26 protein-coding genes and 4 pseudogenes are annotated in these 26,344 nt (G+C 71.9%); 16 read left to right on the forward strand and 14 right to left on the reverse strand.

Annotated features, from left to right (window positions below):
• Positions 1–2: 2 nt before the first annotated feature.
• The 4 genes and pseudogenes from LRS04_RS13320 to LRS04_RS13335 form a co-directional block, all read right to left on the reverse strand.
• Complete coding sequence (locus LRS04_RS13320) at positions 3–1,919, reverse strand: PAS domain-containing sensor histidine kinase (RefSeq protein ID WP_257816780.1); 1,917 nt, start codon at positions 1,917–1,919, stop codon at positions 3–5.
• 111 nt (positions 1,920–2,030) lie between these two features.
• Positions 2,031–3,334 (reverse strand): annotated as a pseudogene (gene purB / locus LRS04_RS13325) (adenylosuccinate lyase).
• Positions 3,335–3,470: 136 nt separating this feature from the next.
• Positions 3,471–4,097, reverse strand: coding sequence for a glutathione S-transferase family protein (locus LRS04_RS13330; protein ID WP_257816781.1), 627 nt, complete (start codon positions 4,095–4,097; stop codon positions 3,471–3,473).
• 61 nt (positions 4,098–4,158) lie between these two features.
• Positions 4,159–5,646, reverse strand: a complete 1,488-nt coding sequence (locus tag LRS04_RS13335) for an MFS transporter (RefSeq protein ID WP_257816782.1) — start codon at positions 5,644–5,646, stop codon at positions 4,159–4,161.
• 178 nt (positions 5,647–5,824) lie between these two features.
• Between LRS04_RS13335 and LRS04_RS13340 the strand changes: the two genes are divergently transcribed.
• Complete coding sequence (locus LRS04_RS13340; RefSeq protein ID WP_257816783.1) at positions 5,825–6,001, forward strand: hypothetical protein; 177 nt, start codon at positions 5,825–5,827, stop codon at positions 5,999–6,001.
• A 153-nt stretch (positions 6,002–6,154) separates the two neighbouring features.
• Here LRS04_RS13340 and LRS04_RS13345 read toward each other — a convergent pair whose 3' ends face one another.
• The 3 genes from LRS04_RS13345 to LRS04_RS13360 form a co-directional block, all read right to left on the reverse strand.
• Positions 6,155–6,355 carry a hypothetical protein gene (locus LRS04_RS13345; RefSeq protein WP_257816784.1) on the reverse strand — a complete coding sequence of 67 codons (201 nt, stop codon included), beginning with the start codon at positions 6,353–6,355 and terminating at the stop codon, positions 6,155–6,157.
• Between the two features lie 102 nt (positions 6,356–6,457).
• On the reverse strand, positions 6,458–7,108 hold the full coding sequence (locus tag LRS04_RS13350; protein ID WP_257816785.1) for a hypothetical protein: 651 nt from the start codon (positions 7,106–7,108) through the stop codon (positions 6,458–6,460).
• A 1,236-nt stretch (positions 7,109–8,344) separates the two neighbouring features.
• Positions 8,345–9,865: an MFS transporter gene (locus LRS04_RS13360; protein WP_257816786.1), complete on the reverse strand. Its 1,521-nt coding sequence runs from the start codon at positions 9,863–9,865 to the stop codon at positions 8,345–8,347.
• Between the two features lie 86 nt (positions 9,866–9,951).
• On the opposite strand from LRS04_RS13360, the gene LRS04_RS13365 reads away from it, so the two are divergent.
• The 8 genes from LRS04_RS13365 (at position 9,952) to LRS04_RS13400 (ending at position 15,871) form a co-directional block, all read left to right on the forward strand.
• A complete protein-coding gene (locus LRS04_RS13365; protein WP_257816787.1) occupies positions 9,952–10,584 on the forward strand; it encodes a glutathione S-transferase family protein in 633 nt (210 codons plus the stop codon).
• 13 nt (positions 10,585–10,597) lie between these two features.
• A complete protein-coding gene (locus LRS04_RS13370; RefSeq protein WP_257816788.1) occupies positions 10,598–11,122 on the forward strand; it encodes a DUF1697 domain-containing protein in 525 nt (174 codons plus the stop codon).
• 82 nt (positions 11,123–11,204) lie between these two features.
• The gene (locus LRS04_RS13375; protein ID WP_257816789.1) at positions 11,205–11,498 is read left to right on the forward strand and encodes a hypothetical protein; all 294 of its coding nucleotides are present in this window, start codon (positions 11,205–11,207) and stop codon (positions 11,496–11,498) included.
• Positions 11,499–11,584: 86 nt separating this feature from the next.
• Positions 11,585–13,171 (forward strand): toll/interleukin-1 receptor domain-containing protein, encoded by a 1,587-nt coding sequence (locus tag LRS04_RS13380; protein WP_257816790.1) that lies wholly within the window; start codon positions 11,585–11,587, stop codon positions 13,169–13,171.
• 1 nt (position 13,172) lies between these two features.
• Positions 13,173–13,826: a nucleotide synthetase gene (locus LRS04_RS13385; protein WP_257816791.1), complete on the forward strand. Its 654-nt coding sequence runs from the start codon at positions 13,173–13,175 to the stop codon at positions 13,824–13,826.
• Between the two features lie 43 nt (positions 13,827–13,869).
• Positions 13,870–15,495 carry a hypothetical protein gene (locus LRS04_RS13390; protein ID WP_257816792.1) on the forward strand — a complete coding sequence of 542 codons (1,626 nt, stop codon included), beginning with the start codon at positions 13,870–13,872 and terminating at the stop codon, positions 15,493–15,495.
• Positions 15,492–15,647, forward strand: a complete 156-nt coding sequence (locus tag LRS04_RS13395; RefSeq protein ID WP_257816793.1) for a VOC family protein — start codon at positions 15,492–15,494, stop codon at positions 15,645–15,647. The genes LRS04_RS13390 and LRS04_RS13395 overlap by 4 nt, the downstream gene beginning before the upstream one ends.
• Entirely contained in the window at positions 15,644–15,871 is a 228-nt protein-coding gene (locus tag LRS04_RS13400) for a VOC family protein (RefSeq protein ID WP_257816794.1), read from the forward strand. The genes LRS04_RS13395 and LRS04_RS13400 overlap by 4 nt, the downstream gene beginning before the upstream one ends.
• Here the strand turns inward: LRS04_RS13400 and LRS04_RS13405 are convergent.
• On the reverse strand, positions 15,868–16,530 hold the full coding sequence (locus tag LRS04_RS13405; RefSeq protein WP_257816795.1) for a Crp/Fnr family transcriptional regulator: 663 nt from the start codon (positions 16,528–16,530) through the stop codon (positions 15,868–15,870). The genes LRS04_RS13400 and LRS04_RS13405 overlap by 4 nt on opposite strands.
• Before the next feature lie 90 nt (positions 16,531–16,620).
• On the opposite strand from LRS04_RS13405, the gene LRS04_RS13410 reads away from it, so the two are divergent.
• The 3 genes from LRS04_RS13410 (at position 16,621) to LRS04_RS13420 (ending at position 18,689) form a co-directional block, all read left to right on the forward strand.
• The gene (locus LRS04_RS13410) at positions 16,621–17,808 is read left to right on the forward strand and encodes a tetratricopeptide repeat-containing glycosyltransferase family protein (protein ID WP_257816796.1); all 1,188 of its coding nucleotides are present in this window, start codon (positions 16,621–16,623) and stop codon (positions 17,806–17,808) included.
• Positions 17,809–17,862: 54 nt separating this feature from the next.
• The gene (locus LRS04_RS13415) at positions 17,863–18,099 is read left to right on the forward strand and encodes a hypothetical protein (protein WP_257816797.1); all 237 of its coding nucleotides are present in this window, start codon (positions 17,863–17,865) and stop codon (positions 18,097–18,099) included.
• A 404-nt stretch (positions 18,100–18,503) separates the two neighbouring features.
• Positions 18,504–18,689 carry a hypothetical protein gene (locus tag LRS04_RS13420; RefSeq protein ID WP_257816798.1) on the forward strand — a complete coding sequence of 62 codons (186 nt, stop codon included), beginning with the start codon at positions 18,504–18,506 and terminating at the stop codon, positions 18,687–18,689.
• A 158-nt stretch (positions 18,690–18,847) separates the two neighbouring features.
• Here the strand turns inward: LRS04_RS13420 and LRS04_RS13425 are convergent, their stop codons facing one another.
• Together LRS04_RS13425 and LRS04_RS27935 are read right to left on the reverse strand one after the other, a co-directional pair.
• On the reverse strand, positions 18,848–19,240 hold the full coding sequence (locus LRS04_RS13425; RefSeq protein WP_257816799.1) for a siphovirus ReqiPepy6 Gp37-like family protein: 393 nt from the start codon (positions 19,238–19,240) through the stop codon (positions 18,848–18,850).
• Between the two features lie 64 nt (positions 19,241–19,304).
• Positions 19,305–19,916: pseudogene (locus tag LRS04_RS27935) on the reverse strand (beta-N-acetylglucosaminidase domain-containing protein); the annotation flags it as partial.
• Positions 19,917–19,993: 77 nt separating this feature from the next.
• Between LRS04_RS27935 and LRS04_RS13435 the strand changes: the two are divergent.
• Positions 19,994–20,518 (forward strand): annotated as a pseudogene (locus tag LRS04_RS13435) (PfkB family carbohydrate kinase); the annotation flags it as partial.
• 154 nt (positions 20,519–20,672) lie between these two features.
• The gene (locus tag LRS04_RS13440) at positions 20,673–20,870 is read left to right on the forward strand and encodes a PfkB family carbohydrate kinase (protein ID WP_257819109.1); all 198 of its coding nucleotides are present in this window, start codon (positions 20,673–20,675) and stop codon (positions 20,868–20,870) included.
• Here LRS04_RS13440 and LRS04_RS13445 read toward each other — a convergent pair.
• The 4 genes and pseudogenes from LRS04_RS13445 to LRS04_RS13460 form a co-directional block, all read right to left on the reverse strand.
• Positions 20,845–21,621, reverse strand: a complete 777-nt coding sequence (locus tag LRS04_RS13445; RefSeq protein ID WP_308238337.1) for a DUF885 domain-containing protein — start codon at positions 21,619–21,621, stop codon at positions 20,845–20,847. The two genes, LRS04_RS13440 and LRS04_RS13445, sit on opposite strands and share 26 nt — an antisense overlap.
• Positions 21,617–22,735, reverse strand: a pseudogene (locus LRS04_RS13450) (DUF885 family protein); the annotation flags it as partial. The pseudogene LRS04_RS13450 and the gene LRS04_RS13445, both read right to left, overlap by 5 nt.
• A 76-nt stretch (positions 22,736–22,811) precedes the next feature.
• Entirely contained in the window at positions 22,812–23,336 is a 525-nt protein-coding gene (locus tag LRS04_RS13455) for a DUF4402 domain-containing protein (RefSeq protein ID WP_257816801.1), read from the reverse strand.
• 247 nt (positions 23,337–23,583) lie between these two features.
• Positions 23,584–24,342, reverse strand: coding sequence for a Crp/Fnr family transcriptional regulator (locus LRS04_RS13460; protein WP_257816802.1), 759 nt, complete (start codon positions 24,340–24,342; stop codon positions 23,584–23,586).
• Between the two features lie 209 nt (positions 24,343–24,551).
• On the opposite strand from LRS04_RS13460, the gene LRS04_RS13465 reads away from it, so the two are divergent.
• Complete coding sequence (locus tag LRS04_RS13465; RefSeq protein ID WP_257816803.1) at positions 24,552–24,857, forward strand: circadian clock KaiB family protein; 306 nt, start codon at positions 24,552–24,554, stop codon at positions 24,855–24,857.
• Positions 24,854–26,344, forward strand: coding sequence for a circadian clock protein KaiC (gene kaiC, locus LRS04_RS13470; protein WP_257816804.1), 1,491 nt, complete (start codon positions 24,854–24,856; stop codon positions 26,342–26,344). The genes LRS04_RS13465 and kaiC overlap by 4 nt, the downstream gene beginning before the upstream one ends.

Below are 26,344 nucleotides of genomic sequence, written 5' to 3' on the forward strand. Positions count from 1 at the left end.
GCCTAGCCGGCGCGGCGGGAGGCGTCATCCGGCAGGGGCACGCAGATCTCGCAGAGCACGCCGCCCGGCGCGAACTCCAGCCGGGCCCTGCCGCCGAGCTCGCGGGGGAGGCCGCGCTCGATCAGCCGGCTGCCGAAGCCCTGACGGGTCGGCGGAACGACGGGCGGCCCGCCCCGCTCCTGCCAGACGAGCTGCAGGGCGCCGTCCTCCCGCTCCCAGCGCACCGCCACACGGCCCTCCGCCACGGAGAGGGCGCCGTACTTCGCGGCGTTGGTGCCCAGTTCGTGCAGCGCCATGGCGAGGGAGAGCGCCGCGCCCGGCGGCAAGTTGAGGTTGGGACCCTCGACCTCGAAGCTGTCCGCCCCGAACGACTGGACGACGCCCGCCACGATCTCGGCCACCTCGGCGCCTTCCCAGGTGCGGCGGGTCAGGACGTCGTGGGCCCGCGACAGGGCCATGAGCCGGCTCTCGAATCCGCTCCTCGCCTGGGCGACGGACGGGGCGTTGCGCAGGGTCTGGCCGGCGATCGACTGGACGGCGGCCAGGGTGTTCTTCACCCGGTGGTTCAGCTCGTTGATGAGCAGCCGCTGGCGCGCCTCGTCGCGCTTGCGGTCGGTGATGTCGGTCTGCACCGACAGCAGCCGCACCGCCCGGCCCGCCGCGTCGGCGTCGATCCGCCCGCGGTTGTGGATCCACCGCACCTCGCCGTCCGACGGCCTGACGATCCGGTACTCCCGGTCGAACGGGCCGGTGCGCGCCCGGTCTTCCTGGAACCAGCGCGCCACCTGGTCGCGGTCCTCCGCATGGATGCGGGTGAGCCAGTCGTCGGTATAGGCGCTGGTGTCGCCGGCCGCCTCCGAAAGGCCCTGGAGCTCGAGATATTCCGCGGAGCGGTGGATGCGGCCGGAGACCATGTCCCAGTCGAAGGATCCGACGCCGCCCGCCGCCTGGACCATCCGCAGGCGCTCCTCGTTCTCGCGCAGGCGGTTCTCGGCGCGCGCCCGCTGCACCGCGCCCCAGGTCCGCTCGACCACCTCCTGGGCCATCGCCTCGTCGTCGTCCGTCCACGCGTGAGGGGCGGCCATGTTCACGGACAGCAGGGCGACGAGCCGGCCGGCCTTGACGAGCGGGATGCCCAGCACGGCGCGGATGCCGATCGCGGCGAAGTTGGCGGCCTGGCCGGCGGTGATCGGATCGGTCTCGACATCGTCCACCCGCAGGACCCGGTTGGCGCGGACGCAGTCGGCCAGTCCCTGACCGAAGTCCTCGAGCCGGTAACGGCCGCCGATGGGCCCAAGATCGCCCTGCGCCCAGTCGTCCTCGATGGTCAGCCAGCTCTCGTCGGCCTCCATCTCGGCGAACCCCACGCGACCGGCGCTGAGGACCTCGCCCAGCAATCGGGTGGCGGCGCCCTTGATCTCGCCGGGGGCGGTCAGCGGCCGCAGCCGCTCGCCGAGCGCCAGCTGGAACTTCAGGCGGCGCTCGCCCACCACCTTGGCGGTGGTCTCGGTGCAGGCGCAGAACATGCCGCCGACGCCGCCGCTCTCGCCACGGACCGGGCTGTAGGAGAAGGTCCACCAGGTGTCTTCCCAATAGCCGTGGCGGAACATGCGGAGGTAGAGGTCCTCGGACCAGGTGGCCTCGCCGGAAAGCGCCGTCTCGATCAGCGGCAGGATGTCGGTCCAGATGTCGGCCCAGATGTCGGCGAAGGGGCGGCCGAGCGCGTCCGGATGCTTGTCGCCGAGGATCACGGCGTAGGCGTCGTTGTAGATGAAGCCGAGGTCGGGGCCCCAGGCCACGAACATCGGGTGGCCGGAGTTGAGCAGGATCGAGACCGTGGTGCGCAGGGATTGCGGCCAGGTCTCCGGCGGGCCCAGCGATGACGTCGACCAGTCATGGGCGCGCATCCGCTCGCCCATCTCGCCTCCGCCCAGAAGGAACTTGTGGCGCGGACTACTCAGCTTTTCCCTCCGCCCTCCGCTCTTTTGACCGAACGCTCCAGCCAGCCAAACGGAACGGCGCGAGGGCCGCTAGGGTTGCTCGCCGAAGACCCGGGCGAAGATCCGGTCCACGTTCTTGAAGTGGTAGCCCAGGTCGAAGAGCTGTTCGAGCTCCGCGTCGGACAGGGTGATCTCCGGGTCGGCCTTCAGGAAGTCGAGGAAGTTCCCCTCGCCGCGCCAGACCTTCATGGCGTTGCGCTGGACCGCCGCATAGCTCGCCTCGCGGGAGAGGCCCTTTTGGGTCAGGCCCAGGAGCACGCGCTGGGAGTGAACCAGGCCGCCGAGGCGGTCGAGGTTCTTCTGCATGTTCTCCGGATAGATCAGCAGGCGGTCGACGACGTTCGCCAGGCGGCGGAGCGCGAAGTCGAGGTGCACGGTGGCGTCGGGGCAGATGCCGCGCTCCACCGAGGAGTGGCTGATGTCCCGCTCGTGCCAGAGCGCCACGTTCTCCATGGCCGGTGTTACGGCGGAGCGGACCAGGCGGGCGAGGCCGGTCAGGTTCTCGGTGAGGATCGGATTGCGCTTGTGCGGCATGGCCGACGAGCCCTTCTGACCGACGTCGAAGAACTCCTCGGCCTCGAGGACCTCGGTCCGCTGCAGGTGGCGGATCTCGACGGCCAGGCGCTCGACGGACGAGGCGACGACGGCCAGCGCCGCGAAATAGGCCGCGTGGCGGTCGCGCGGGATCACCTGGGTCGAGACCGGCTCGACGGCCAGGCCCATCTGGGCGGCGACGTACTCCTCCACCTCGGGCGCGACGTTGGCGAAGGTGCCGACCGCGCCGGAGATCGCGCAGGTGGCGATCTCGAACTTCGCCATGGCCAGCCGCTCCTTGGCGCGCTGGAACTCGGCGTAGTGGCCGGCGAGCTTGATGCCGAAGGTGGTGGGCTCGGCGTGGATCCGTGGCTGCGGCCGACGGTGGGGGTGAGCTTGTGCTCGAAGGCGCGCTTCTTCAGGGCGGCCAGCACCAGGTCGACGTCCTCCAGCAGGAAGTCGGTGGCGCGGACGAGCTGGACGGCCAGGGTGGTGTCGTTGACGTCCGAGGACGTCATGCCCTGGTGGAGGAAGCGGGCCTCGGGACCGACGATCTCGGTGACATGGGTCAGGAAGGCGATGACGTCGTGCTTCACCTCGCGCTCGATGGCGTCGATGCGGTCGACGTTCCAGATGGCGTCGCGGCCCTTCTCCCAGATGACCCGGGCGGCTTCCTTCGGGATCACCCCCAGCTCGGCCATCTTGTCGGCGGCGTGGGCCTCGATCTCGAACATGATCTTGAAGCGCGTCTGGGGGTCCCAGATGCGGGCGGCCTCGGGGCGGGCGTAACGGGGGATCATGGGGGCGGGATATCCCGGCGGGGGGGCGGAAAGTCAAACCTCCGAGGCAAAAAAGTGCGGCCGGCGCGCCGGGCCGCGCGCTGGCTCCGGGGGACGTCCAGGTCGGTCAGGGCCGCGTCCCGGCCGCGTCCCGGCCTCAGGGGATCGTGGGGTCGAAGCCCGGCGCGGCCGAGGGGCGGGCGCGCAGGCGGTCGGTCCAGGCGTCGAGGGCGGGCGTCGGCGGGTGGGCGATGGGGGTCAGCCGCCAGCGCTGGACGGAGAGGCCAAGGACGATGTCGGCGAGGGTGAAGGTCTCGCCCGCCACATAGGCGCCGGTGCGGACGACCTGGGCCTCGAGCATGAGGATGTGGGCGGTCCAGTCGAGGGCGCTCTTCGCGACGCCTTCGGGGTCGGCCTGGTGCGGCCGGCTGTTGCGGACAAGCGCCAGGAAGGCCGGGCCCCAGGCGCGGTTCAGCTCGGTCGCCTGCCAGTCCATCCAGCGCTCCACCTCGGCGCGGGCGAAGGGGGACGCGGGCAGGAGGTCGTCGCGGCCGGCGATATTGGCGAAGTAGCGGGCGATGGCGTTGCTCTCCCAGAGCACGCCCTCGTCGGCGATGACCACGGGGACGAGGCCGTTGGGGTTCAGCGCCAGGAAGGCCGGCTCCCGCGACGAGCGCTCGCCGGCCCACTCCGGCTCCTGGACGAAGGGGAGGGCGCACTCGTGCGCGGTCCACAGCACCTTGCGGACGTTGAGCGAGGAGGTGCGGCCGAGGATGCGGAGCATTTGATCAGTATAGGTCCACGAACCAGCCGAACCACACGAACGAGCTCGAAGGTTTCCCGTCCTAGGCCTGGGCCTTCGCTCGGGCGATGTCGCGCGGCAGGGTGATCGCGGCCAGCAGGTAGTGGATGCCCGCCCAGGCGTAGATCAGCAGGTTGGAGACGATGCCGGAGCGGGTCGCGCCGGCCATGGTCTCCCGGCACGCGGAGTCGAGCGCCGCGGGGCCGCCCTCGGGACCGATGCCGCCCGGGCAGGCGGCGTTGAAGTCGCCGGCGTTGCCCGCGGCCGCCCACGCATGCTGGGCGAACATGTCGATGCACCAGCCGGTGAAGGGCGGGCCGAAGCCCAGGGCGATCAGGTTCAGCACGAAGAACAGCAGAGCCACGGCGGTGGCCCGCATGCGCACGTCCATGACGTTCTGGATCACCCCGAACGTCGGGCCGAGGTAGGTGTAGTGCAGGATGCCGGGCACCAGCAGGATCGCCCAGGCGAGCTGATAGCTGTCGCGCGTATAGGCGAAGATGTAGATCGGCGTGGCCAGCAGCAGGCCGATGGCCGGAACGAGGGCGTACCAGCGCACCGATCGCTTGCTCGCCCAGTCGGTGAGGTAGCCGCCCAAGAGGGTGCCGATGCCGTTGGAGAAGCCGGCGATCAGGCCGATGGCCAGGCCGACGACGGCGAGGCCCAGGCCGAACTCGCGGATGAAGTAGGGCGGCACGTACTGGCCGGTGCCGTAGCCCGCGAAGCTGGCGATGGTGATGCCGGCCGCCATGTGGAACATGCCCCAGGTGCCGAACAGGCGCCGGGCGACCTGCAGCATGGACGGGGTCTTCTCGGGCGGCGCGGCGTCGGGGGCGCCGGCTTCGGACGCCTCGCGGCCCAGCGCCCCGGGGGTCTCGTCGACGGCGATCCCGGTCTCGGCGGCGACGGCCTGGCGCTCGCTCCAGCCGCGGGGCGGCTCCTTGACGAAGACCTTGATGGCGATCGCCACCAGGATGCCGGGCAGGCCCACCAGCATGAAGGCCGCCTGCCAGGAGACGTTCTGGGCGATCCAGCCGCCGGCGATGGCTCCGAACATGGTGCCGAAGGGGATGCCCAGCGAATAGATCGACAGCGCCGAGGCGCGCTTCTTGGGCTCGAAATAGTCGCTGATCAGCGAGTGGGCCGGCGGGGAGAGGCCCGCCTCGCCGACGCCGACGCCCACCCGGTAGAGCAGCAGCTGCAGGAAGCTGGTGGCCGTGCCGCAGAGCGCGGTGAAGCCCGACCAGACGACGATGGCGATGGCGATGATGTTGACCCGGCTCTTGCGCTCCGCGAGCCGGGCGATGGGGATGCCGAGCGCGGTGTAGAGCAGGGCGAAGGCCAGGCCGCCCAGCCAGCCGAGCTGGGTGTCGGTGAGCTTCAGGTCCTCCTTGATGGCCTGGCCGATGGTCGAGATGATCGTGCGGTCGATGAAGTTGAAGGTGTAGGCGACCACCAGCAGCGCCAGCACCGTCCCCTTGTACCCGTCGGTGAAGGCGGGCGCGGAGCCCCGGTCGTTGGCGGCGCTCATCGGCGTTCCTTCCCCGGTCTGGCGCGACCGCTCGTCGGCGGCCGCTGTGTCCTTGGGCGCGAGGTTGGGCCGGAACGGAGCCGAGGGGAAGGGGGCTGACGTAGGGGAGGCGCGCCGCCCGAATTTCGGCGGAATCGGCGGTGAACAGGCGGAGCCTTCGAAACCTGGAGATCCGACCGTGCGCGCAGTCCTCACCCTTCTGATCCTCGCGACCTCGCTGAGCGCCTGCGGGCACAACGTCGAGCAGCGGGCGGCGACGGGGGCGGCGGCCGGTCTGATCGTCGCCGGTCCGGTGGGCGCGGCGATCGGGGCCGGCGCCGGGGTGGTGGTCTCGAAGACCCAGGACAAGCGCTAGATCCAGTTGCTCCCCGTCGGGGGAGCTGTCCCGAAGGGACTGAGGGGGGTCAGAACCGCCGTCTGAGCGGACCCCCTCCACCGCGTTCCGCGGTCCCCCTCCCCCGATGGGGCAGGAATGGCCCCGCTAGTCCAGCAGCTTCCGGTCGCCGTACTACCAGGCCCAGGGGACGCCGGTCTCGCAGCTCTTCACCGCGCGGACCTGGCCGCCCTCGATCACCGCCACCGCGAGGCCCTTGGCGCCGGTGTCGGTCATGACGGAACGCACGGTGGCGTCGAGGCTGTCCGGGGACCAGGCGGCGGCCGGACTGGGCAGGAGAAGAAGGGCGGCGAGCGCCAGCCAACGCAGGGACATGGGAACTCCGGGACTTGCCGCCCGGAGAAGCTCAGACGCCGGAGGGTTCGGCAAGAGCCCAGCCTGTCTCCGGCGGGGATCGGGAGGGCGGCGCCTGAACGCTCAGCCGGCGAAGGGCCGGTAGAGGTAGACCGGAGACGGCGAGGGCGGCGGGAGGGTGCTGCCGCCCAGCACCAGGAGGCCGTCGCCGAAGGGGCCCCAGGCGGGCTGCGAGCGCAGCCCCGCCGGGCGGACCGGGCCGTCGGCGGGCCGCCAGGTCTGGCCGTCCTCGGTGAGCCACATGTCGTCGAGCGGCTGGCCGGCCCCGTCGAGCCCGAGGCCCACGAACAGCGCATCGCCGAAGGTGAAGACCGCGGGACGCCGGCGGGGAGCCCAGGGCGCGGCGGCGCGCGGGAGCCAGTCGCCGTTGGACGCGCGCATGTAGACTGTGTTCACCGGACCGGCGACCGTCCGGCCGCCGATCAGCCAGAGATGGTTCTGGTAGCTGATGGCGGACGCTTCGGCGAACGGCGGCACGGCGCCGGCCCGCTCCTGTCCCCAGCCGTACTGCGGATTGTAGACATAGACGTCGCCGCCGAGGCCGAGGTCCTGGACCTCGCCGCCCATGACGAACAGGTCGCCCAGGTGGCTGGCCATGGCGTGGAAGGCGCGCTGGCGCCAGCCGGCCTGGGTGGAGGTCCAGGTGAAGCCGTCGGTGCTGGTCAGCACCTCCTGGTAGTCGAGCCGGGCCGTGCGCCGGCCGCCGGAGACCACCAGCGCGCCCTCGTGCAGGCAGGCCGCGGCGCCGGGGCGATAGGAGAACGGCGTGCCGAGCCCCGTCCAGGTGACGAGGTCGTCGGACCGGGCGACGGACGCCTGCGCGCTGGCGTTGAGGGCGAAGGCGGCGCCGCCCAGCGGCAGGACGGCGGGGGGCGCCGAGCCGGTCCACATCGTCGGACTCGCCCAGCCGGGTCCAGCCGGCGGGATAGGGATTGAAGGCGCAGACCTGGGGGTTGGCCCCGCCGGGCGCGACGCCGCCCAGCATCAGCAGGCGGCCGGCGGCGGTGCAGGCCGCGAACTCGGTCAGGCTGGGGCAGGGCGTGTCGAGCCGGGTCCAGGCGACGCCGTCGCGCGTCGTCCAGACGTCGGTGAGCGTGGCGCCCGCGCCGTCGCGGCCGCCGATCAGGTAGAGGGTGTCGCCGAGGGTGACCGCGCGGGCGCCGGCGCGCGGCGTCCAGGGCGCCGGCGCGGCGGTCCAGGTCGCGCCGTCGCGGCTGGCGAGCGTCTCGGCGCAGGGACGCCGGTCGGCCGCGGCGCCCGCCCATCACCAGGATCTGGCCACTGAGCACGGCGACCGCGGCTTCGGCGCGGGCGGGGAAGGCGCCGGTGAGCTGGGTCCAGGTCGCCCCGTCGGCGCTGGCCCAGACGTCGGCGGCGAACTCGCGGGGGTTGGCGCCTTCGAGGATGCCGCCCATCACCACGAGCCGGCCGCCGAAGGCGACGGCCGCATGGCGCGAGCGCATGGCCCAGGGCGCGGCGGGCCCCGGCGTCCAGTTCGCGAGATCGGGGGAGCTGTAGACCAGCGAGCGGCCCGGGCCGTGGGCGCCACGGACGTAGCCGCCCAGCAGCCAGGCCCGGCCGGCGTGCACGGCGCCGGCGGCATAGGCGATATCCATCCAGGGCTGGGCCAGGCCGCGCCAGGTGAGGCTTCCGTCGTCGGAGACCGCCACGCCTTGGCCGCTCCAGAGGCCCAGGCGGCCGCCGAGCTGGCCGGCGACCGGGGCGTGCCCTTGCTGGGCCAGCACCGGGTCTTCGGCGATCACCGTCCAGGCGGCCGGGGCGGTCGACGCGACGGGCGTGACGAGGTCCTCGAGGCTCATGGGTTCTCTCCCAACGGATGCCGGCCGCATGCGCCAAGGAGGGCGACGCGGGACGGGACGCGGATCACGGGAAGCGAACTGAACTTGCGTCCGGACGGACGCGGACGGCGGACGGCCGTGTACGAGGACGCTACGCCCGGTTGAGGGGCGGCGGCAAGGTCGCGCGATGGTCGCCGCGGCGGAGCGCCCTCAGCTCACCGTGTCCTCGCGGATGGTGCGGCGCGCGATCCAGAAGCAGGCGAAGGCGACGATGCCGAAGGCGGCGGAGAGGATGAGGGCCCAGCGGACGCCCTCGCCCACGGCCGAGGCGCAGGTGGCCTTGGCCGCGTCGACCGCGGTCTTGCAGGCGCCGACGCTGAGACCGTCGGGGGCCAGGAAGACATTGGCCATCATGTCGGAGACGGCGCCCACCGCCAGCGGACCGAGGCCCAGGCCGATCAGGTTGATGATGAACAGCAGCAGCGCGGCGGCGGTGGCGCGCATGTGCGGCGGCACGATCGACTGGCCGGTGCCGTAGACCGGGCCATACCAGAGCGTGCCCAGGAAGGCGTTGATCCCGAGCGTGCAGAGGCCGAGCGCGGCCGACTCGGTGGTGACCGCGAAGATGTAGATCGGGATGGTGACCAGGCTGGCGATGGCCGGAGTGACCATGTAGGCGCGTAGGTCGTTGCGGCCATAACGGTCGGCGATCCAGCCGCCGGTCCAGGGCGCCGAGCGCGCCGGCGACGCCGGTGATGATGCCGAGCGCCGGGCCGAGGAAGCCGATCGGGCCGAGCTTCAGCCCGAGGAGGTTACCCCAGAACTCGGCGAGGCTGGCGATCTCGGCCACGTGGTTGCGCAGGAAGAAGGAGGCGGTGAACGGCGCGTGGCCGTAGCCGATGAAGGCCTTCACGGCGGCGGCGAAGGCGATGAACCAGAAGGTGTTCTTGGTGGCGAGGTAGCGCACCGTCTCGCCGAAGGTGGCCATGTTGCCGGCCACCTGGGCGGCGTGACGGGCCATGATCCGCCGCGGCTCCTTCAGGGTGAAGATCGCCAGGACCGCGAAGAGCAGGCCGGGGGCGCCGGCGACGAGGAAGGCGGTCCGCCAGCCGTACTGGTCAGCGATGATGCCGCCCATCAAGAGGCCGAGCAGGGAGCCGATCGGCGTGCCCATGGAGTAGAAGGCCAGCGCCGAGGCGCGCTTCTCCTTCGGCACGTAGTCGACGATCAGGGAGTGGGCGGGCGGCGTGCAGCCGGCCTCGCCGACGCCGACGCCGATCCGGTAGGCGACGAGCTGGAAGAAGTTGCCGGCGGTGGCGCAGAGTGCGGTGAAGCCCGACCACACGCCCACCGAGACCCCGATGATCACCGCCCGGTTGCTGCGCTCCGCGAGGCGGGCGATCGGGATGCCGAGCACGGTGTAGAAGACCGCGAAGGCCAGGCCGCTCATCAGGCCGAGCTGCCAGTCGGCGAGCTTCAGGTCCTCCTTGATGGGTTCGGCCAGGATGTTGATCACCTGGCGGTCGAGGAAGTTGACCACATAGATGCCCAGCAGCAGCCACATGGCGTAGCGGGTGTAACCACGGCTGAACGGGGCGGCGTCGGCGGCGGCCGGGGCGACGTGGGGCTCGGCGTCAGGCGTCGCTGTGCTGGTCATACGGATCGCTTCCACCCTGTCCTTGATTGTTGGCTGCCACTAGACGGAAGCCCGGCGGGTTCGGCAATAGGGCTTCCCGAAGGTCAACTGGAGCTGGCGCGATGGAACTGGTGATCGGCACGAAGGCGTGGTCGACCTGGTCGCTGAGGCCGTGGCTCGTGGCGAAGCGGGCGGGCGCGGACTTCACGGAGACGCTGATCCCGCTGCGCCAGGCGGACAACCAGACCGAGGCCGAGATCCGTCCGCATAGCCCGAGCGGACTCGTTCCCGCGCTGAAGGTGGATGGCCTGACCATCGTCGACAGCCTGGCGATCTGCGAGTTCCTCGCCGAGCGGTATCCGCAGGCGAACCTGTGGCCGAAGGACGAGGGCGCAAGGGCGCTCTGCCGCGCGGCGGCGGCGGAGATGCACTCGGGCTTCGCCTCGCTGCGCGGCGAATGCCCCATGGACCTGGCGGCCGAGCCCAGGGCGGCGGAACTGTCCGAGGCGACGCACAAGAACATCCGGCGGATCGTGGCGCTGTGGCTGGAGCTGCTCGGCCGGCACGGCGGGCCATTCCTGGGCGGGACGGACTGGGGGATCGCCGACGCCTTCTACACGCCGGTCGCGACACGCTTCCGGACCTATGGCGTGAGGCTGTCGGACTACGGCGACGACGGCCGGGCGGGCGAGTACGCCGCGCGCCTGCTGGAGCAGCCGGAGTTCCTGGAGTGGGAGCGGGCCGCCAAGGCCTGAAAGGGGGGCTCCGATGCGGAAGGTCGCGATCCTGCTGCGCGCCATCAACGTCGCCGGCGGCAAGCTGCTGATGAGCGACCTGAAGCGGGTGCTGGCCGGGCTGGGCTACGCGGACCCGCAGACCCTGCTGGCCAGCGGCAATGCGGTGGTGGCGACAGCCAAGCCGGCCGACCAGGTCGAGGCCGAGGTGAAGGCGGCGCTGGCGGCCGAGCTCGGCCTGAGGACCGAGGTCTTCGTGCGCGACCATGCGGGGCTGAAGGCGGCGATGGACGGCAACCCGTTCGGCAAGTTCGCCGCCGAGCACCCCAGCAGGACGATGGTGGTGTTCCTCGATGGCGCGCCGCCCGAGGACCTGTCGGCGCTGACCCGGTGGGCGACGGCGGGGGAGGAGGTCGCGGCCGGCCCGCGCTGCCTCTACATCACCTATCCGAACGGGGCGGGGCGCTCGAAGCTGGCCAATGCGAAGGGCGACGCGGCCAAGGGCACGGCCCGCAACTGGAACACCGTGGGCAAGCTGCTGGCGCTGACGGCGGAGTAGGCCGGTCCGAGAGCCAGATCAGGAACCCCGGCGGAGGGTTCGGCCTTTGATGGCCGAGACCAGTCCCCAGGGAGAACCGTCCATGAAGCTCACGATCGTCGCCGCGTCCGCGCTGGCCGCCCTGTCGCTCGCCGCCTGCGAGGGGGCCACCGGCACCGCGCCGCAGGACAGCGCCGTCGCCGCCGCCATGCCCGACACCGAGGCGCCCAAGTCCGACAACATGGCGCTGACCACCCCCGACGCCGGCGCCACGGGCCGGGTGCCCGCCGACGGCTCCCCGCCGCCGGTCTCGCCGACGCCGCCGCAAGGCACGGCCGGCGGCTCGCCGGGCGTGGTCGGAGCCCCGTCGACCGAGAACCCGTCGCTGAAGAACTAGCCTCCGGCCCCAGCGCTCCGGACACGTTGTAAGCGGTCCGCGCCTCTGTCAGGGTGCGGCGCGAACGTGGTTCGGGGAACGGGGCGATGGAGGGCGAAGCCCCGGCGGCTCAGCGCTACCGGGCGTTCATCAGCTACAGCCACCGCGATGCGGCCTTCGGCCGGCGGCTCCACCGCCGGCTGGAGGGCTATCGGCTGCCGAGGCGGCTGGCCGGTCGCGCCACGCCGCGCGGCCCGGCGCCGGCCAGGCTGTCGCCCATCTTCCGCGACCGCGAGGAGCTGTCGGCGGCGCATGATCTGACGGCGGAGGTGCGCCAGGCGCTGGCCCAGTCCGGCGCCCTGATCGTCGTCTGCTCGCCGAACGCCGCCGGCTCGCCCTGGGTCGCGCGCGAGGTGGAGCTGTTCCGCGAACTCCATCCCGACCGGCCGATCCTGGCCGCCCTGATCGACGGCGAGCCTTCGCAGGCCTTCTGCCCGCCGCTTCGGGCCGGCGGGGCCGAGCCGCTGGCCGCCGACTTCCGGCCGGGCCAGGACGGTGCGCGGCTGGCGCTCCTGAAGCTGGTGGCCGGCGTGGCGGGCGTCGGGCTCGACGAACTGGTGCAGCGCGACGCCCAGCGGCGGCTGCGCGGCGTGATGGCCGTCACGGGCGGGGCGCTGGCCGCGACGCTAGCGATGGGCGTGCTCACGGCCATTGCCCTGGACGCCCGGCGCGACGCCGAGCGCCAGCGCGCCGAAGCGGAGGCGCTCGTGGAGTTCATGCTGACCGACCTGCGCGACCGCCTGGAGGGCGTGGGCCGGCTGGACGTGCTGACCGCCGTGAACCGCCAGGCGCTGGACTACTATGCGGGCCAGGACCTCGACCGCCTGCCGGCGAGTTCGCTGGAGCGCCGCGCGCGGCTGCTGCACGCCATGGGCGAGGACGACGAGAAGCGCGGCGACCTCGACCGGGCGCGGGGCCAGTTCGAGGAGGCCCGGCGGACCACCGCGGCGCTGCTGGCGGCCAGGCCCGACGACCCGGAGCGCATCTTCGCCCACGCCCAGAGCGAATACTGGGTGGGCTACATGGACTACCGCCGGGGCCGGATGGGGCCGGCGAAGACGAGCTGGGAGAGCTACCGGCGGCTGGCGGAACAGCTCACCCGGACCGCGCCGGACAATGCGAAATGGCGCCGCGAGCTGGGCTACGCGGAGGGCAACCTCTGCACGCTGGCCCTGGAGAGCCGACCCAGCCCGGCCGTCGCAGACGCCGTGGATCGCTGTGGCCGCGCGCTGGCGGCGATGGAGGCGGTCGCGGCGGCGACGCCGGGCGACGCGGGCGTCGCCCTGGATCTCGCAAACCGCCACGCTTGGCTGGCCGACGCCTATCGCGCATCGGGCGACTATGCCCGCGCGCGCGCCGAGCGGCAGCGGCAGGAGGTCATCCTGGCAGGCCTGATCCAGGCCGATCCCCGGAGCCTGTTGCTCAAGGAGAAGTGGGTGACCCTGCAGCGCGCCTATGCGGGCCTGGCCTGGGTCCAGCGGGACATGCCCGAGACCCGGCGGCGGATGACCGCCGCGCGCGCCACCGTGCTCGAGATGATCGCCTTCGATCCCGAGAACCAGACCTGGGTCGAACTCCGCGACGGGATCGACGCCTCGGTCCGCACCATGAACATCATCGACAAAGGGGCCTGAAATGTCTGAACCGCCGAACAATGCGCTGCGGCCGCTGCCCGACACCTTCGATCCGAACATCGGCTTCGAGGCGAAGCGGATCGTCCACGCGATCCTCACCCTCGGACCCATGGGCGGGCCGGCGGACTCGCCCGGGGCCGACGGCCCGCTCTGGCTGCAGTTCAAGGTCGCCGACCCCGCTGACCTGGCGCCGGATCCCAAGGCGGAGAGCATCGAGGACTATGCCCTGCGGATGGCGGGGTTCGCGTTCGAACGCGGGATCAAGGAGCCGCGATCGCCCTACGACATCATGATCGAGCGCCAGAGCTGGGTGCTGGTGGAGCTCGATTCACGGGTGGCGAACTGGCAGTTCACCAAGGGCGAGTTCGGCTGCACGACCAAGCAGGACTACGGCCGCGACAACTTCGGCCTGCGACACGTCTATCGGGACGGCCTGGGCGGGCTCAACGAGCCGGTGACCAAAGACGGCTGCCGCTTCCTGTTCTTCGGCGCCGCCCGCCGGGACGCGGGCACGGAGGACAACCCCGCCAGCCAGTACTTCAACTTCCACGTGGAATTCCTGCAGACCCATCCCGGTGAGAAGGTCGAGCGCCGCCTCAAGGTGATCTTCGATCCCGACGTGGGCAACAACGGCGGGTTCCCGATCCCGCCCTGAGGCGGTCGACCGCATCGCCAGAACCCCCGGTCCGGAGTCGCCCGTGTCCTCACCTCTTCCTCTCGCTCCCATCATCCACGCCGCGCGGGCCGGGGCGCTGGCGCTCGCCTGGCGGCTCTACCGGGAGGCGGGGCTGGAAGGCGTGGAGGATGCGGGGGCGCTGGCGCTCAAGGGCCGGCTGCTGAAGGACGAGGCCCGGCGGGCGGCCGAGCGGGCCGACCGTCGCGGGTTCTGGCGGCGCTCGGCGGAGGCCTATCTGGCGGCGCACGCGCTGTCCGGCGAGCTCTATCCGCTGGTCAACGCCGCGACCCTGGCCCGGCTGGCGGGCGAGACGGAGACGGCGCGGGCGCTGGCCGAGACGGTGCTGGCGACGCCGCCCGATCCGGACGAGACCGCCTACTACCGGGCCGCGACGCCGGCCGAGGCCCTGCTGGTGCTGGGCCGGGTCGACGAGGCCAAGGCGGCCCTGGCGGCGGCGATCGCCGAGGCGCCGGAGGCCTGGGCGGACCACGCCTCGACGCTCCGCCAGTTCGAGCTGCTGCTCGACGCGCTGGGCGAGGACGCCGGCTGGCTGGACGCGCTCCGGCCGCCCCGGCCGGTGTCCTTCGCCGGCCACATGGCGGTGGCGCCGGACGACGCGGGCCTGGCCGTCCGGGTCGATGCGGCGCTGGCAGAGCTGAACGCCGGCTTCGGCTACGGCGCGCTGGCGGCCGGGGCGGACATCGTCGTGGCCGAGGCGCTGCTGCGGCGCGGCGCGGAGCTGCACCTGGTGCTGCCGGGCCCGCGGGCGGCGTTCCGCGAGGCCTCGGTGGCCCGGTTCGGCCAGGGCTGGGCGGCCAGGTTCGACGCGGTGATGGACGCCGCGGCCAGCGTCCGCGTGCTGGGCGGCGCGGCGGGGCCCGACCACAGGCTGTCGCTGCAGCTCGCCAGCGAGGCGGCCATGGGGCTGGCGGTCATGCAGGCCCGGACCCTGGCGACCACGCCGGCGCAGCTCGTGGTGCTGGACGACGAGGAGCCATCGACCGGCGAGCCGGGCGGCAGCGCCTGGAGCCGGGCGGCCTGGGCCGCGGCCGGGCGGGGGCGCCTCGACCGTCATCGTCGCGCCCCGGGATCCGGCGGCGGCGTCGCCGGGCGGGGAGACGGAGCGGGACGACGTCAGGCTGGCGGCCATGCTGACGGCGGCGTTCGACACCGGCGGCGAGGCGACCGCGGCCGAGGTGCTGCCGAGGCTGGCCGGCCTGGCCGAGGGGGCCGCGATCGCCCGCTGGGCGGAGGGGCGGCTGTTCCTCGCCTATGCCACGCCGGCGCAGGCTGCCGAGGCGGCGGCGCGGCTGACGGCGGCGTTCGGCGAGCGCGTCCGGGTCGGCGGCCACTATGGGGTGACGCTGGCGGCGGACGATCCGTTCGGGGCCGGCGAGCTGCTGCTGGGCGAGGCGGCCGAGCTGCCGGGGCGGCTGGCGGGCGCGGCCCTGGCCGGGACGGCCCAGGTCAGCGAGGCCTTCGCCGCGGCGCTGTTGGCGCACGGGTCGGCGGTGAGGACCGAGCCGCTGGGCGAGCTGGAGGGCCAGCCGGCCGACCGGCCCCTGGCGATCCACGCGGTGGGCTAGGCTTGCCGCGCCGGCCGGGCGTGCCATTGTCGGCGGGCGGGAACAGGAGGGGCTGGCCGTGACGACGCCGATGGCGGGACAACCGGTTGCGTTCATCAATGTGGCGGACCGCGAGCGCGGCCTCGCCTTCTACCGCGACACCCTGGGGCTGCCGGTGCGCGACCCGATCCGTTCGGGGTCTTCCTGGAGGCCCGGGGCGCGCTGGTCCGGATGACCGCTCTGCCCGACTACAAGGCCGGCGCGCACCCGGTGTTCGGCTGGAACGTGGAGGACATCGTCGGCGCGGTCCGCGACCTGCAGGCGCGCGGCGTCGCCCTGACGATCTACGAGGGCCTGGGCCAGGACGAGCTCGGCATCTGGACCGCCCCGGACGGCAAGGCGAAGGTCGCCTGGTTCGCCGATCCCGACGGCAATGTGCTCAGCCTCTCGCAGGCCTAGACGACGAGCTCCTCCAGCCGGCGCGGGCTGAGGATGACCAGGGCGTCGTCGTCGCGGCGGATGATGCCGCGGCGGGCGAGGTCGTTGACGGCGCGCGACGCGGTCTCGCGGGTGGTGTTCACCAGGGCCGCGACATCGGAGAGCACCGGCGGAGGGCTGATGCGACGCGCGTCGCCGGCGCGGCGCAGGATCTCGGCATAGACCCGGCCGACGGAGGAGAGCGTCGTGCGCTCGACCATGCGGGCGGTGGCCGCCTGGAGCTGGCGCAGCAGCATCCGCGAGACGGCGAGGCCGACGCAGCTATGGAGTTCCACGAGCGCCAGGAAGTCGAGCGCCAGGAAGACGGCGGCGCGCACCGCCTCGACGGCGCGGACCTCGGTGGGGCTGGGCGGCGTCTGGCGCTCGACGACGGCGCCGAAGATGTCGCCGGGACGGTACTCCTGCAGCAGCACGCCCTGGCCCTCGGACCCGTAGGCGAAGGCGTGGGCGAGGCCGAGGACCAGGAGGAAGGTCTCGGCGCGGACGTCGCCCTGGCGGATCAGCGCGGCGTGGGCGGGGAAGCTGCGGTCGGCGCAGCGCCGGGCGATGGCCTCGGCCACGTCGGCCGGGCAGGCGAAGGCGTCGGCGATGAATCCCGCGAGGGCCGGCTCCGGCTGCACTCTGTCCCCCTTCCCTCGGCGCATGGTGCGGCGCCGCGGCTCCTGCGTCCATCGACGGAGGCGGCGCGGCTGGGCTAGGGATTCCGGCGCATGGCCGATTCCGCCGACGAGCCCGAGATCTTCGCCGCGGCGACGAAGCTGCAGAACCAGGCGCGCTGGGCCGACGCCCTGGCCCTCTACCGCCGGCTGCCGGAGGCCCGGCTGACGCTCAGGGCGATCGGCAACCTGGGCGTCTGCCTGACGGAACTCGGCCAGTTCGAGGAGGCGCGCCTCCGGCTGCAGGTCGCCGCCCGCCACCGGCCGTCGAACCCGGACATCCGCCAGCGGCTGGGGAGCGTCTATGCGGCGGCGGGCGAGATCGCGCTGGCCGAGATCGAGTTCCGCACCGCGCTGGCCTTCGCGCCCGAGCATCGCCATGCCCAGCTCGCGCTCGCCGGCCTGTTGCTGTCGGTCGGGCGCTACGACGAGGGCTGGCCGCTGCTGGAGGCCCGCGCCGCGCTCTACCCGGAGGTCATCCCGGCCGGCCCCGCCTGGCCGCAGTGGGCGGGCGAGCCGTTGGAGGGCCGCTCGGTGTTCATCCACGTGGAACAGGGGCTGGGCGACCAGATCCAGATGATCCGCTTCGCCCAGGCTCTGAAGGCGCGGGGCGCCGGGCGGGTCGTGGCAGGCTGCCGCGGTCCGCTGACCTCGCTGTTCCTGACGGCCCCGGGCGTCGACGCGGTCGTGGCGCTGGATCCGGGCGCCCAGGCGCGGCTGGAGCCGATGGGCTGCTGGACGCGCTACTTCAGCCTGCCGCGCTGGCTGGACGTGGGCGAGGGCGACCTCTGGCCCGGCGCCTATCTGTTCGCGTCCGAGGACCGCAAGGCGCGCTGGAAGCCCAAGGCGCGGGTGGGTCTCGCGTGGCAGGCGAGCCCGACGGGGTTCAACGGCGCCAACAAGAGCCTGCCGCTGGCGCTGGCGCAGCGGATCCTGGACCGCGGGGCGATGAGCCTGCACCCGGAGGACACCGGCGCGGCCGACATGGCCGACACCGCCGCGATCATCGATGGCCTCGACCTGGTGATCTCCATCGACACCTCGGTGGCGCACCTGGCGGGCGCCATGGGCAAGCCCTGCTTGACCCTGCTGCCGGGACTGAAGACCGACTGGCGCTGGCTGCGCGGACGGACGGACAGCCCCTGGTATCCGGGCATGAGGCTCTACCGGCAGGCGACGCCGGGCGACTGGGGTCCGCAGGTGGAGGCCGTGCTGGCCGATCTCGGCGCCGTGCTGGGCTGAGCCCGGAACTCCCGCGAACGCGGGCCGTTGGCGGCCGGTGACCAGGAGGACGCGATGAGCCAGCAGACCCAGAACCCGGGCCGGGATCAGACCGACCGCGTGAGCGGCGACCAGGTGGAAGGCAGCCTGACGGACGGCGGCGCGCAGCCGGGCCCCGAGACGGAGGACCGCAGCTTTGGCGCAGGCCGGGAAGCCGAGACGGGCAAGGCGCCAAAGGTCCCGGACGAGCGCAACGGCGTGTCCGGGCCGCCCGACGCCACCGCCGGCCAGACCAGCGGCGAGGGCGGCTAGAAGAGCTGGGCGATCAGGGCGATCAGCGAGGCGGAGACGGCGGCCAGTTCGGCGGCGCGGATCCAGCGGATTTCGTAGCGCACAGGACCGCGTGCGGGGGGATACGCCATGGGCTTCTCTCGACAAGACAAGACCTCGCCGCCCGACCCGCGCACTTGGGGGAGTGGGGGAGACCGCGGGCCTGGGGCTAAGCATGCCGGCGGCCGCGAGGTCGGGCGACGAGGGTTGCTGCAAACTAACTAGTTGCGTAAATACTGTACTGACGCGCTGGCGAGCTTGCAACACTGTTTTTCGCGCAAGGGCCGGGCAGGTCGCGCGACCGTGACCAAGGTCACGCGGCTTTGAGGCCACGCCTCGCGAAGCTTCGCTACCCTAGGGGTGGGAGGCTCTATGGAGAGCAGGCGATGACCGACTACTGGATGAAGGCGCTGGAAGCCGCCGAGCAGGCGGAGGCGGAGGCCAGGCGCCTGCGGGCCCGGTACGGCCGCGACGCCGAGCGCCGGATCGACGAGTTGATCCGCGACGGCGCGGCCCGCGCCAGCCGCAGAGGCGAGATCGAGGCGGTGCGGAAGGCGCTGCGCTGGACGTGAGATTTTCCTCCCTCCCTTAATGGGGAGGGACAGGCCGCGACAGCGGCCAGGGTGGGGCGGCGTGAGGCTGACTGAGCGTCAGGGCCTGGACACGACTCCCCCCCCCCGCTCGCCTGGCGGCGAGTCGACCCTCCCCATTAAGGGAGGGAGCCATCCATCTACTGCGTCTGCAGGGCCTCGCCCGTGATGGCGTAGCCGCCCTGCAGCCAGTCGACGACCTCGCGGGCGGCGGGGTGGTCGAAGGCGGCGTAGCGCTCCACGAGCCGGACCTTCCGCTCGTCGGAGAGCCGGTCGAGGCCGGTCTCCTGCAGGGTCAAGAGGTCGGCGACGACGGTGCGGGCCAGCGCCTCGCCCAGGACGTCGGCGCAGGCGCGCTGGAAGGCGGCGAGATACTGGTATCCCTCCCCGCGCGCATAGCTCTCCGCCAAGGTCAGCATGGGGATGCGCGACAGCACCGGCTGGGACGCCGGGTTCACCGCATGGGCGGACAGATGCGCCCCGATCGCCGCCGGGCGGCCGGTGAAGCCGCGCAGGTGGAGGTGCTGGCTCATCCGGGGGGCCGTCGTTGACCGGATAGTTGTCCCAGAGGAACGGCCGGCGGCGGAGCTGCTGGCCGACGCGCTCCAGGTGGCCGGGGGAATATTCCAGGCTGCAGACCTCCTCACCCGTCCACATCACATGGACGACGGGCTCCAGGGCGAGGCCCAACTCGGCGAGGTAGGTGGGCGGCCGCTGGCCGAAGACGCGGTCGAGCACCGGGTCGTCGGAATAGTAGCTGGGGCACATGATCAGCCGCGACGCCTTGGTGCGCGGGCCGATCCAGTGGACGATCTCCGCCTGGCGGGCGGCGAGGTCGGGCAGGTCGCCGCGCATGTCGTCGAACAGGATGGCGAGGTCCTCGACGCCGGCATCGTCGAGCTGGGCGAGCTTGGCGGAGAGCGCCACCTTGGCGGCGGTGTCGAAGCCGAAGTGCAGCTCGAACGGCGTCAGGCCCACGCCGAAGCGGACGTCGGCCTCGCGGCAGGCGGCGCCGAACGCCTTGAGCGCGTCGAGCTCGCCTTGAGGATAGGGCTCGCGCCACCTGCGGCGGAGATAGGGGTCGGCCTTGGGCGCATAGAGCCAGAAGCCGTAGCCGCGGGGGCCCAGGAAGCTGACGTTGGCCTTGCGGTCCGCCCAGCTCCAGGGCCGGCCGAAGAACCCCTCGATGACACCGATTTCCACCGACATGGCCTGGAGGCTAGCGGCGTTCGCCCGAATGTGGAAAGCGGGGCTGCATGAACCGGATTGTCGCGCTCGGCGAATGCATGGTGGAGCTCAGCCTGGGGGAGGCGGGGACCGGCCGCATCGCCTACGCCGGGGACACCTTCAACACGGCGGTCTATCTCGCGCGGCTGGGGCGGCCGGTGGCCTACGCCAGCGCGGTGGGCGACGACGATCCGTTCAGCCGGGCGATCCTGGGCCTGATGGCCGAGGAGGCGATCTCGGCCGACCTGATGCTCAGGCTGGAGGGCCGGCTGCCCGGGCTCTACGCCATCGAACGCGACGCGGCCGGCGAGCGGCGGTTCTTCTACTGGCGGGCCGAGTCGGCGGTCCGCAGCTACTTCGATCATGTGGACGTGGCGGCGCTCCGGGCCGCGATGCTGGAGGCCGAGCTGGTGTTCCTGTCGGGGGTCAGCCTGGCGATGATCGGCGAGGCGGGCCGCGCCGGTTTGGGCGGCCTGCTGGCCGAGTGCAGGGCGAAGGGCGTGGCGATCGGCTTCGACCCCAACTACCGGCCCAGGCTGTGGGCCAGCGCGGAGCAGGCGCGCGCGGCGGCGGAGGCGGTGATCCCGTTCTGCCGCTACGTCTCGGTGAGCGCGCCGGACGCCGAGACCCTGTGCGGCGAGAGCGCCGGAGTCGGTGGCCGAGGCCTGGGCCGCGCACGGCGGCGAGGTGATCCGCCGCGAGGAGGACCGCACGGTGGCGATCCACGCGGGCGGGACGGTGGAGGTCCTGCCGGCCGGGCCGGGGGCGGCGCAGGTGGTGGACACCACGGGCGCCGGCGACAGCTTCAACGGGGGCTATCTGGCCGCCCGGCTCGGCGGCGCGTCGCCGCGCGAGGCCGTGGAGGCCGGGCGGAAGCTGGCGGCGGTGGTGGTCGGCCACATGGGCGCGATCATCCCGAAGGACGCGATGCCCTAGAGAGGGCTAAACCCGCCGCACCCACTCGTCGACGACGCCGGAGAGCACGCTCATGGGGGACCGCGCCGGTCTCGATGAGGAGGTCGTTGAAGCGGCGGACGTCGAAGCGGGGGCCAAGCGCGGTCCGGGCCTTGTCGCGCATCCGGTTGATCTCGGTGTGGCCGATCTTGTAGCCGCAGGCCTGGCCGGGGGTGGCGCAGTAGCGGTCGATCTCGCTGGTCATGGCGTCGCGCGGATTTCCGGAATTCTCCACCGCCCACTGGATGGCCTGATCCCGCGTCCAGCGCTTGGCGTGCAGGCCGGTGTCGACCACCAGGCGGATGGCGCGGAAGCGCTGGGCCTGGAGGTAGCCCAGCCGGCCGGCCCAGTCGGTTTCGTACATGCCGATCTCGTCGGCGAGTTGCTCGGCGTAGAGGGCGTAGCCTTCCACATAGGCGTTGATGCCGGAGAGCAGGATGCGGATCAGCGGCGTCGTGCCGGCCTCGGTCAGGTAGCCGAGCTGCCAGGCGTGGCCGGGCAGGGCCTCGTGGTAGGTGAGCGTCGGCAGCCGGAACTTCGGCCAGTTCGAGGTGGCCTTCAGGTTGATGTAGTAGGTCGCCGGCCGGGAGCCGTCGATCGCGGCCGGGTTCATATAGCCCTGGCCCGCGCCGTCCTGGATCTCCATCGGCACCCGCTTCACCTGAACGGGGGGCCTTGAGCTGCAGGGTGAAGGCGTCGGCCATCTTCGGGCGTACCCCGGCGATGACGCCATTCAGGTAGTCGAGGATCTGCTGGCGGCCGGCGTCGGTGTCGGGGAACAGGAAGCGCGGGTCGCGGCCGAGCGCGGTCATCCGTTCGCCCACCGTGCCCTTCGTCAGGCCCTGGGCCTTCAAGAGCGCGTCCATCCGGGAATCGATGGCGCGGTTCTGCTCCAGGCCGATGCGGTGCACCTCGTCGGCGGTCAGCGAGGTGGACGTGCCCTCGCGGAGCAGCCAGCGGTAGTAGGCCTCGCCGTTCGGCAGGCGCCAGACGCCGGCGTCCTGGCCGGCGCGGGACTGCACGGCGGCGAGCGTCGCGTGCTGGCGGGCGAGCACGGGATAGACCTCGCCCTCCACGAGCCGGGCGGCCCGGGCCTCGAGGTCGGCGGAGAGGCCCTTCTCGCGGGCCCGGCGGGCGAGGGAGCCGACCAGCCGCGACTTCGCCGGCGCCACGGCGAGCATCGCCCGCTGCTGGCCCAGGATGTTCGAGAGGATGAAGGCCGGCGGGATGACGCCCAGGCCCGCGTCCCGCTCGATGCGGGCGGTCTCGTCGCCGACCACCTTGGACATCTCGTGCAGGCGCGAGAGGTAGTCGTCGGCGTCGTCCTCGGTCTCGATCGAATGCTGGCTGTCGAGGAACTCCGGCACGTAGGAATAGGCGCCGTCCTGCTGGCTGACGACGTAGGGCGTCGAGCTTTCGCTCATGGCCGAGGCCAGCGTGTTGTCGCCGTAGTCGAACGGGGCGGCGTCGGCGCCGAGCTTCAGGACGTAGGAGACGACCGCCTTGTGGATGCGGCTGTCGCGCGACAGGCCGGCGTCCGGCGTGGCCTCGATGGCGCGCAGGTTGTCGCGGCAGAATTCGCGGTCGTCCTCGACATTGACCCAGGCCGCGTCGTTGAGCTGGCCCTTCAGGCCGGCGCGGGCCTCCTTGTCGAGGCCGAGGCCGGTGGCGAGCTCCGGATTGCGGATCAGCAGGCGCTCGGCGAGGTCGTCGAGCTTGCGGGCCAGCGCCTGGTCGGCGGTCTCGGGGGCGGGCGTGACCGGCAGCACCTGGGCGACCGCGGGCTGGGCGGCCAGCAGGCCGGCGGCGCCCGCGGAGAGAAGGAGTTCGCGGCGGTCGAGGCGCATCGGCGGTCCCGTCGTTGGAGGTCAAGCGGGACCGTAGGGTGTCCCACCCGGCTGGGGAAGGATGCGGGGCGACGGTCTAGTTGTAGGCGACCGTGACCGTGAAACTGTTTGAGTAGGCGCCGATCACCGTCGAGGACGAGAGCGTCACCTGGCCGCCGATGTTGAACTGCACCGTGCCGCCGCCGCCGATCTGGCCGCCGCCCATGGACGAGGTCAGGTAGACGGTGAGCGTCTCCGAGCCGCCCGCCCGGGTGAGGGTCACGTTGTTCGGATAGGTGACGTTGATGTTGGCGTTCGGCTGGCCCTCGACCGTAAAGTTGGCCCGGGTCGGCGTGTTGCCGTTCGCCTGGGCCAGGTTCGAGGTGCTGACGTTGCCGGAGTTGGCGTCGATGATGATGGTGCCGGAGCCGCTGGTCGGCCGGATCACCGAACCGAAGTTGAGGTCGGTGTTCTTTGTGACGTTGAGGACCGGCTGCATGACCGTGATGCTGCCCGTCGCAGACTGGTTGGTCTGGGCGCAGGCGCTTCCCGCCGCAGCAAGCGCGACGGCGATCGTCCCCATTCCAAGCAGATGGCGGGCCAGCAGAGGGCGGATGGTCACTGAATTCCCCAAGATATCGAACAGCGTCCCCGGTCCGTCCTGGGACGCGCGTACTGCACACACGCCTGTGGAGCAACTTTCAGGCCACGCTTTACAACTCGGGCGGGCGGAGTTTTCGCGCCGCACAACTACAGAGCATTGAAATCGACGAACGAAGATATGTGAAACGGCTTGACTGTAAAGCGCCTGAGAGTCGCGGGCGGTTCCCTGGCGGGCGCGACGGGGACGGGCAGCCGCCGGCCGCGGCTCAGGCGCCGTCGTCGGTGGGCTCGGGATAGACCCCCTTGAGGACGTCGTCGAAATGGCGGTGCACGGCGTCGTTGCACCGGCAGCTCACCCGGTCGAGTTCGTCCAGGTCCTTCACGATCAGGCCGCCGCGGCGGGTGGCGAGGACATCCTTCTCCTTGAAGGTCCGGATGACCCGGCTGACGTAGCCGCGACCGACGCCGAGCATCCTGGCGAGCTGGTCCTGGGTGAGCGGCACCTCGTGGTCGCCGGTCCGGACGATGGCCGCCAGCAACCATTTGGCGGCCCGCTGCTCGATCGTGTGGGTCGCGTTGCAGGCGACCGCCTGGAAGACCTGCGCCATGACGCAGTCCGCGTATCGGGCGAACAGGTTCTGGAGCGTCTTGGAACGGGACTTGGCGTCCTCCAGCGCGGCGGCCTCCATCCGCAGGAGCGTCCCGCCGTACTGGACCTGGACGCGCGCGAAGGCCGGCAGGCGGCCCTGGCTGACGACCCCGCCGATCGCGCCTTCGCGACCGACGAGGGCGGTCTCCACGGCGTGGCCCTCGTCCTGGAGCACCAGGAACGAGACCAGGGTGCGGCCACAGGGAAAATAGACGTAACGCACCGCATCGCCGGGCTCGTAGAGCACGTCGCCCCGATCGGCCGGGCGGGTGCTGAGCGACGGCTGCAACAGCGCGAAGTCGTCCTCGCGCAGCGCGTCCAGAAGGTTGTTCCGGGGACCGGTGTCCCGGAACAGGCTGGTCGCGGCGACGCTCATCTCAAGACCCCCGGTGGCTTCCTGCAGAGCTCAACGCGGAAAGCGGCGGATGTGTCCACTAGTGCGCAGACGTGCTGTCGAGCTGCGTATATGGGTCGCACCCACATCTAAGGATCAAAGGGGGGCGGATTGACGCGACCACGTGCATGCCCGCCCAATCGCAAGGTGCGCCTATCGGCCGGAGCCAGGCTCCGGGCCAGGATCGCCTTGTGAGCCGCGGATCCACCGATCGGCCGTTCTTCCATCTCCATCTGTTTATCGCCGGGGAGACCCCCGGCGCCGAGCGGGCCCTCGCGCAGCGCGCACGCCTGATCGAGGCCCTCGGGCCTGGTGTCGCGATCGAGATCGTCGACATCCTCCAGTCGCCCGCGAAGGCCGAGGCGGCCGGTGTCATCGCCACACCGACGCTGTCCGACGAGAGCCGCACCCCGCCGCGGCGGATCGTCGGCGACCTGAGCGACGCGGCGAAGGTCATCGAGTTCTTTTCCCTCCCCCGACGGAGTACGTCCGCATGAGCCCTTCCGAGGACGTCCTCGAGCCTGTTCTCGAACGTGTGCAAACGGGGGTCGAGGCGTTCGACGACCTGGTCATGGGCGGCCTGCCCCGCGGTCGGGCCACGGTGGTGGGCGGCACGCCCGGCAGCGGCAAGACCGTGTTCGCCACCCAGTTCCTCGCCCACGGCATCTCGAAGTTCGGCGAAGCCGGGGTCTTCGTCACCTTCGAGGAGGAGCCGGCCGAGATCGAGGCGAACATGCAGGGCTTCGGATGGGACCTCACGCGCTGGCGCGAGGAGGGCCACCTGGCGTTCGTGGACGCCAGCCCCCGGGATCACGAAGAACTGGTCATCGGCGAGTTCGACCTGTCCGGCCTGCTCGCGCGGATCCTGCACGCGGTGGAGACGGTCCAGGCCAAGCGCGTCGTGCTGGATTCACTCGCGCAGCTGTTCGACCATTTCATCGCCGATCCGAACGTCATGCGCCGAGAGCTCTTCCGGATCTGCTCGGCCCTCAAGCGCACGGGCCTCACCGTCCTGATGACGGCCGAGCGCAACAGCGAGTACGGCGACATCACCCGGCACCGCATGGAGGAGTTCGTCGCCGACAACGTGGTCATCCTGCGCAACGTGCTCGAACGGGAGAAGCGCCGCCGGACGATCGAGGTGCTGAAGATGCGCGGCAGCCACCACGTCGAGGGCGAGGCGCCGATCACCATGGTCAGCGGACGCGGCATCGTCGCCGTGCCGCTGTCGTCCCTGCGGCTGGAGCAGGAGAGCAGCACCAAGCGGGTGACCAGCGGCAACGACACGCTGGACCAGATGTGCGGCGGCGGCTTCTTCCGGGACAGCGTCACTCTGGTGAGCGGCGCGACCGGCACGGGCAAGACCCTGCTGGTGACCAACTTCCTGGCGGGCGGCGTGAAGCGCGGGGAGCGGGCGCTGCTCCTCGGCTACGAGGAGAGCCGCGGACAGCTGTTCCGCAACGCGCGGGGCTGGGGCGTCGATTTCGCGGCCATGGAGGCGGCGGACAAGCTCAAGGTGGTCTGCCTCTACCCGGAGGCCCAGAGCCTGCCGGACCACCTGCTGACCATCCGCGGGCTGGTCGAGGAATTCCGGCCCGACCGGATCGCCATCGACAGCCTGTCCGCGCTCGAGCGCGTGGCCCCCGACGTCGGTTTCCGGGAATTCCTGATCAGCCTGACGTCCTTCATCAAGAAGCACGAGATCGCCGGGCTGTGCACCTCGACGAGCAAGTCGCTGATCGGCGGCGAGAGCGTCAGCGAGCAGCACATCTCGACGCTCACGGATTCGATCGTCCTGCTTCGCTACATCCAGGAGCAGGAGACGATGAACCGCGGGCTCATGGTCCTGAAGATGCGCGGCAGCGAGCACGCCAAGCAGTTCCGGCGCTTCACCATCGACGGCCAGGGCATGCATCTGGGCGCGGCGCCGGACGCGGCGCCCGACATTCTCGGGCCCGGCGCCGGTGACGAACTGAGTTCCTGA

Origin of the sequence: Phenylobacterium sp. J367 (assembly GCF_024699985.1) — a bacterium.
Classification (GTDB): domain Bacteria; phylum Pseudomonadota; class Alphaproteobacteria; order Caulobacterales; family Caulobacteraceae; genus Phenylobacterium.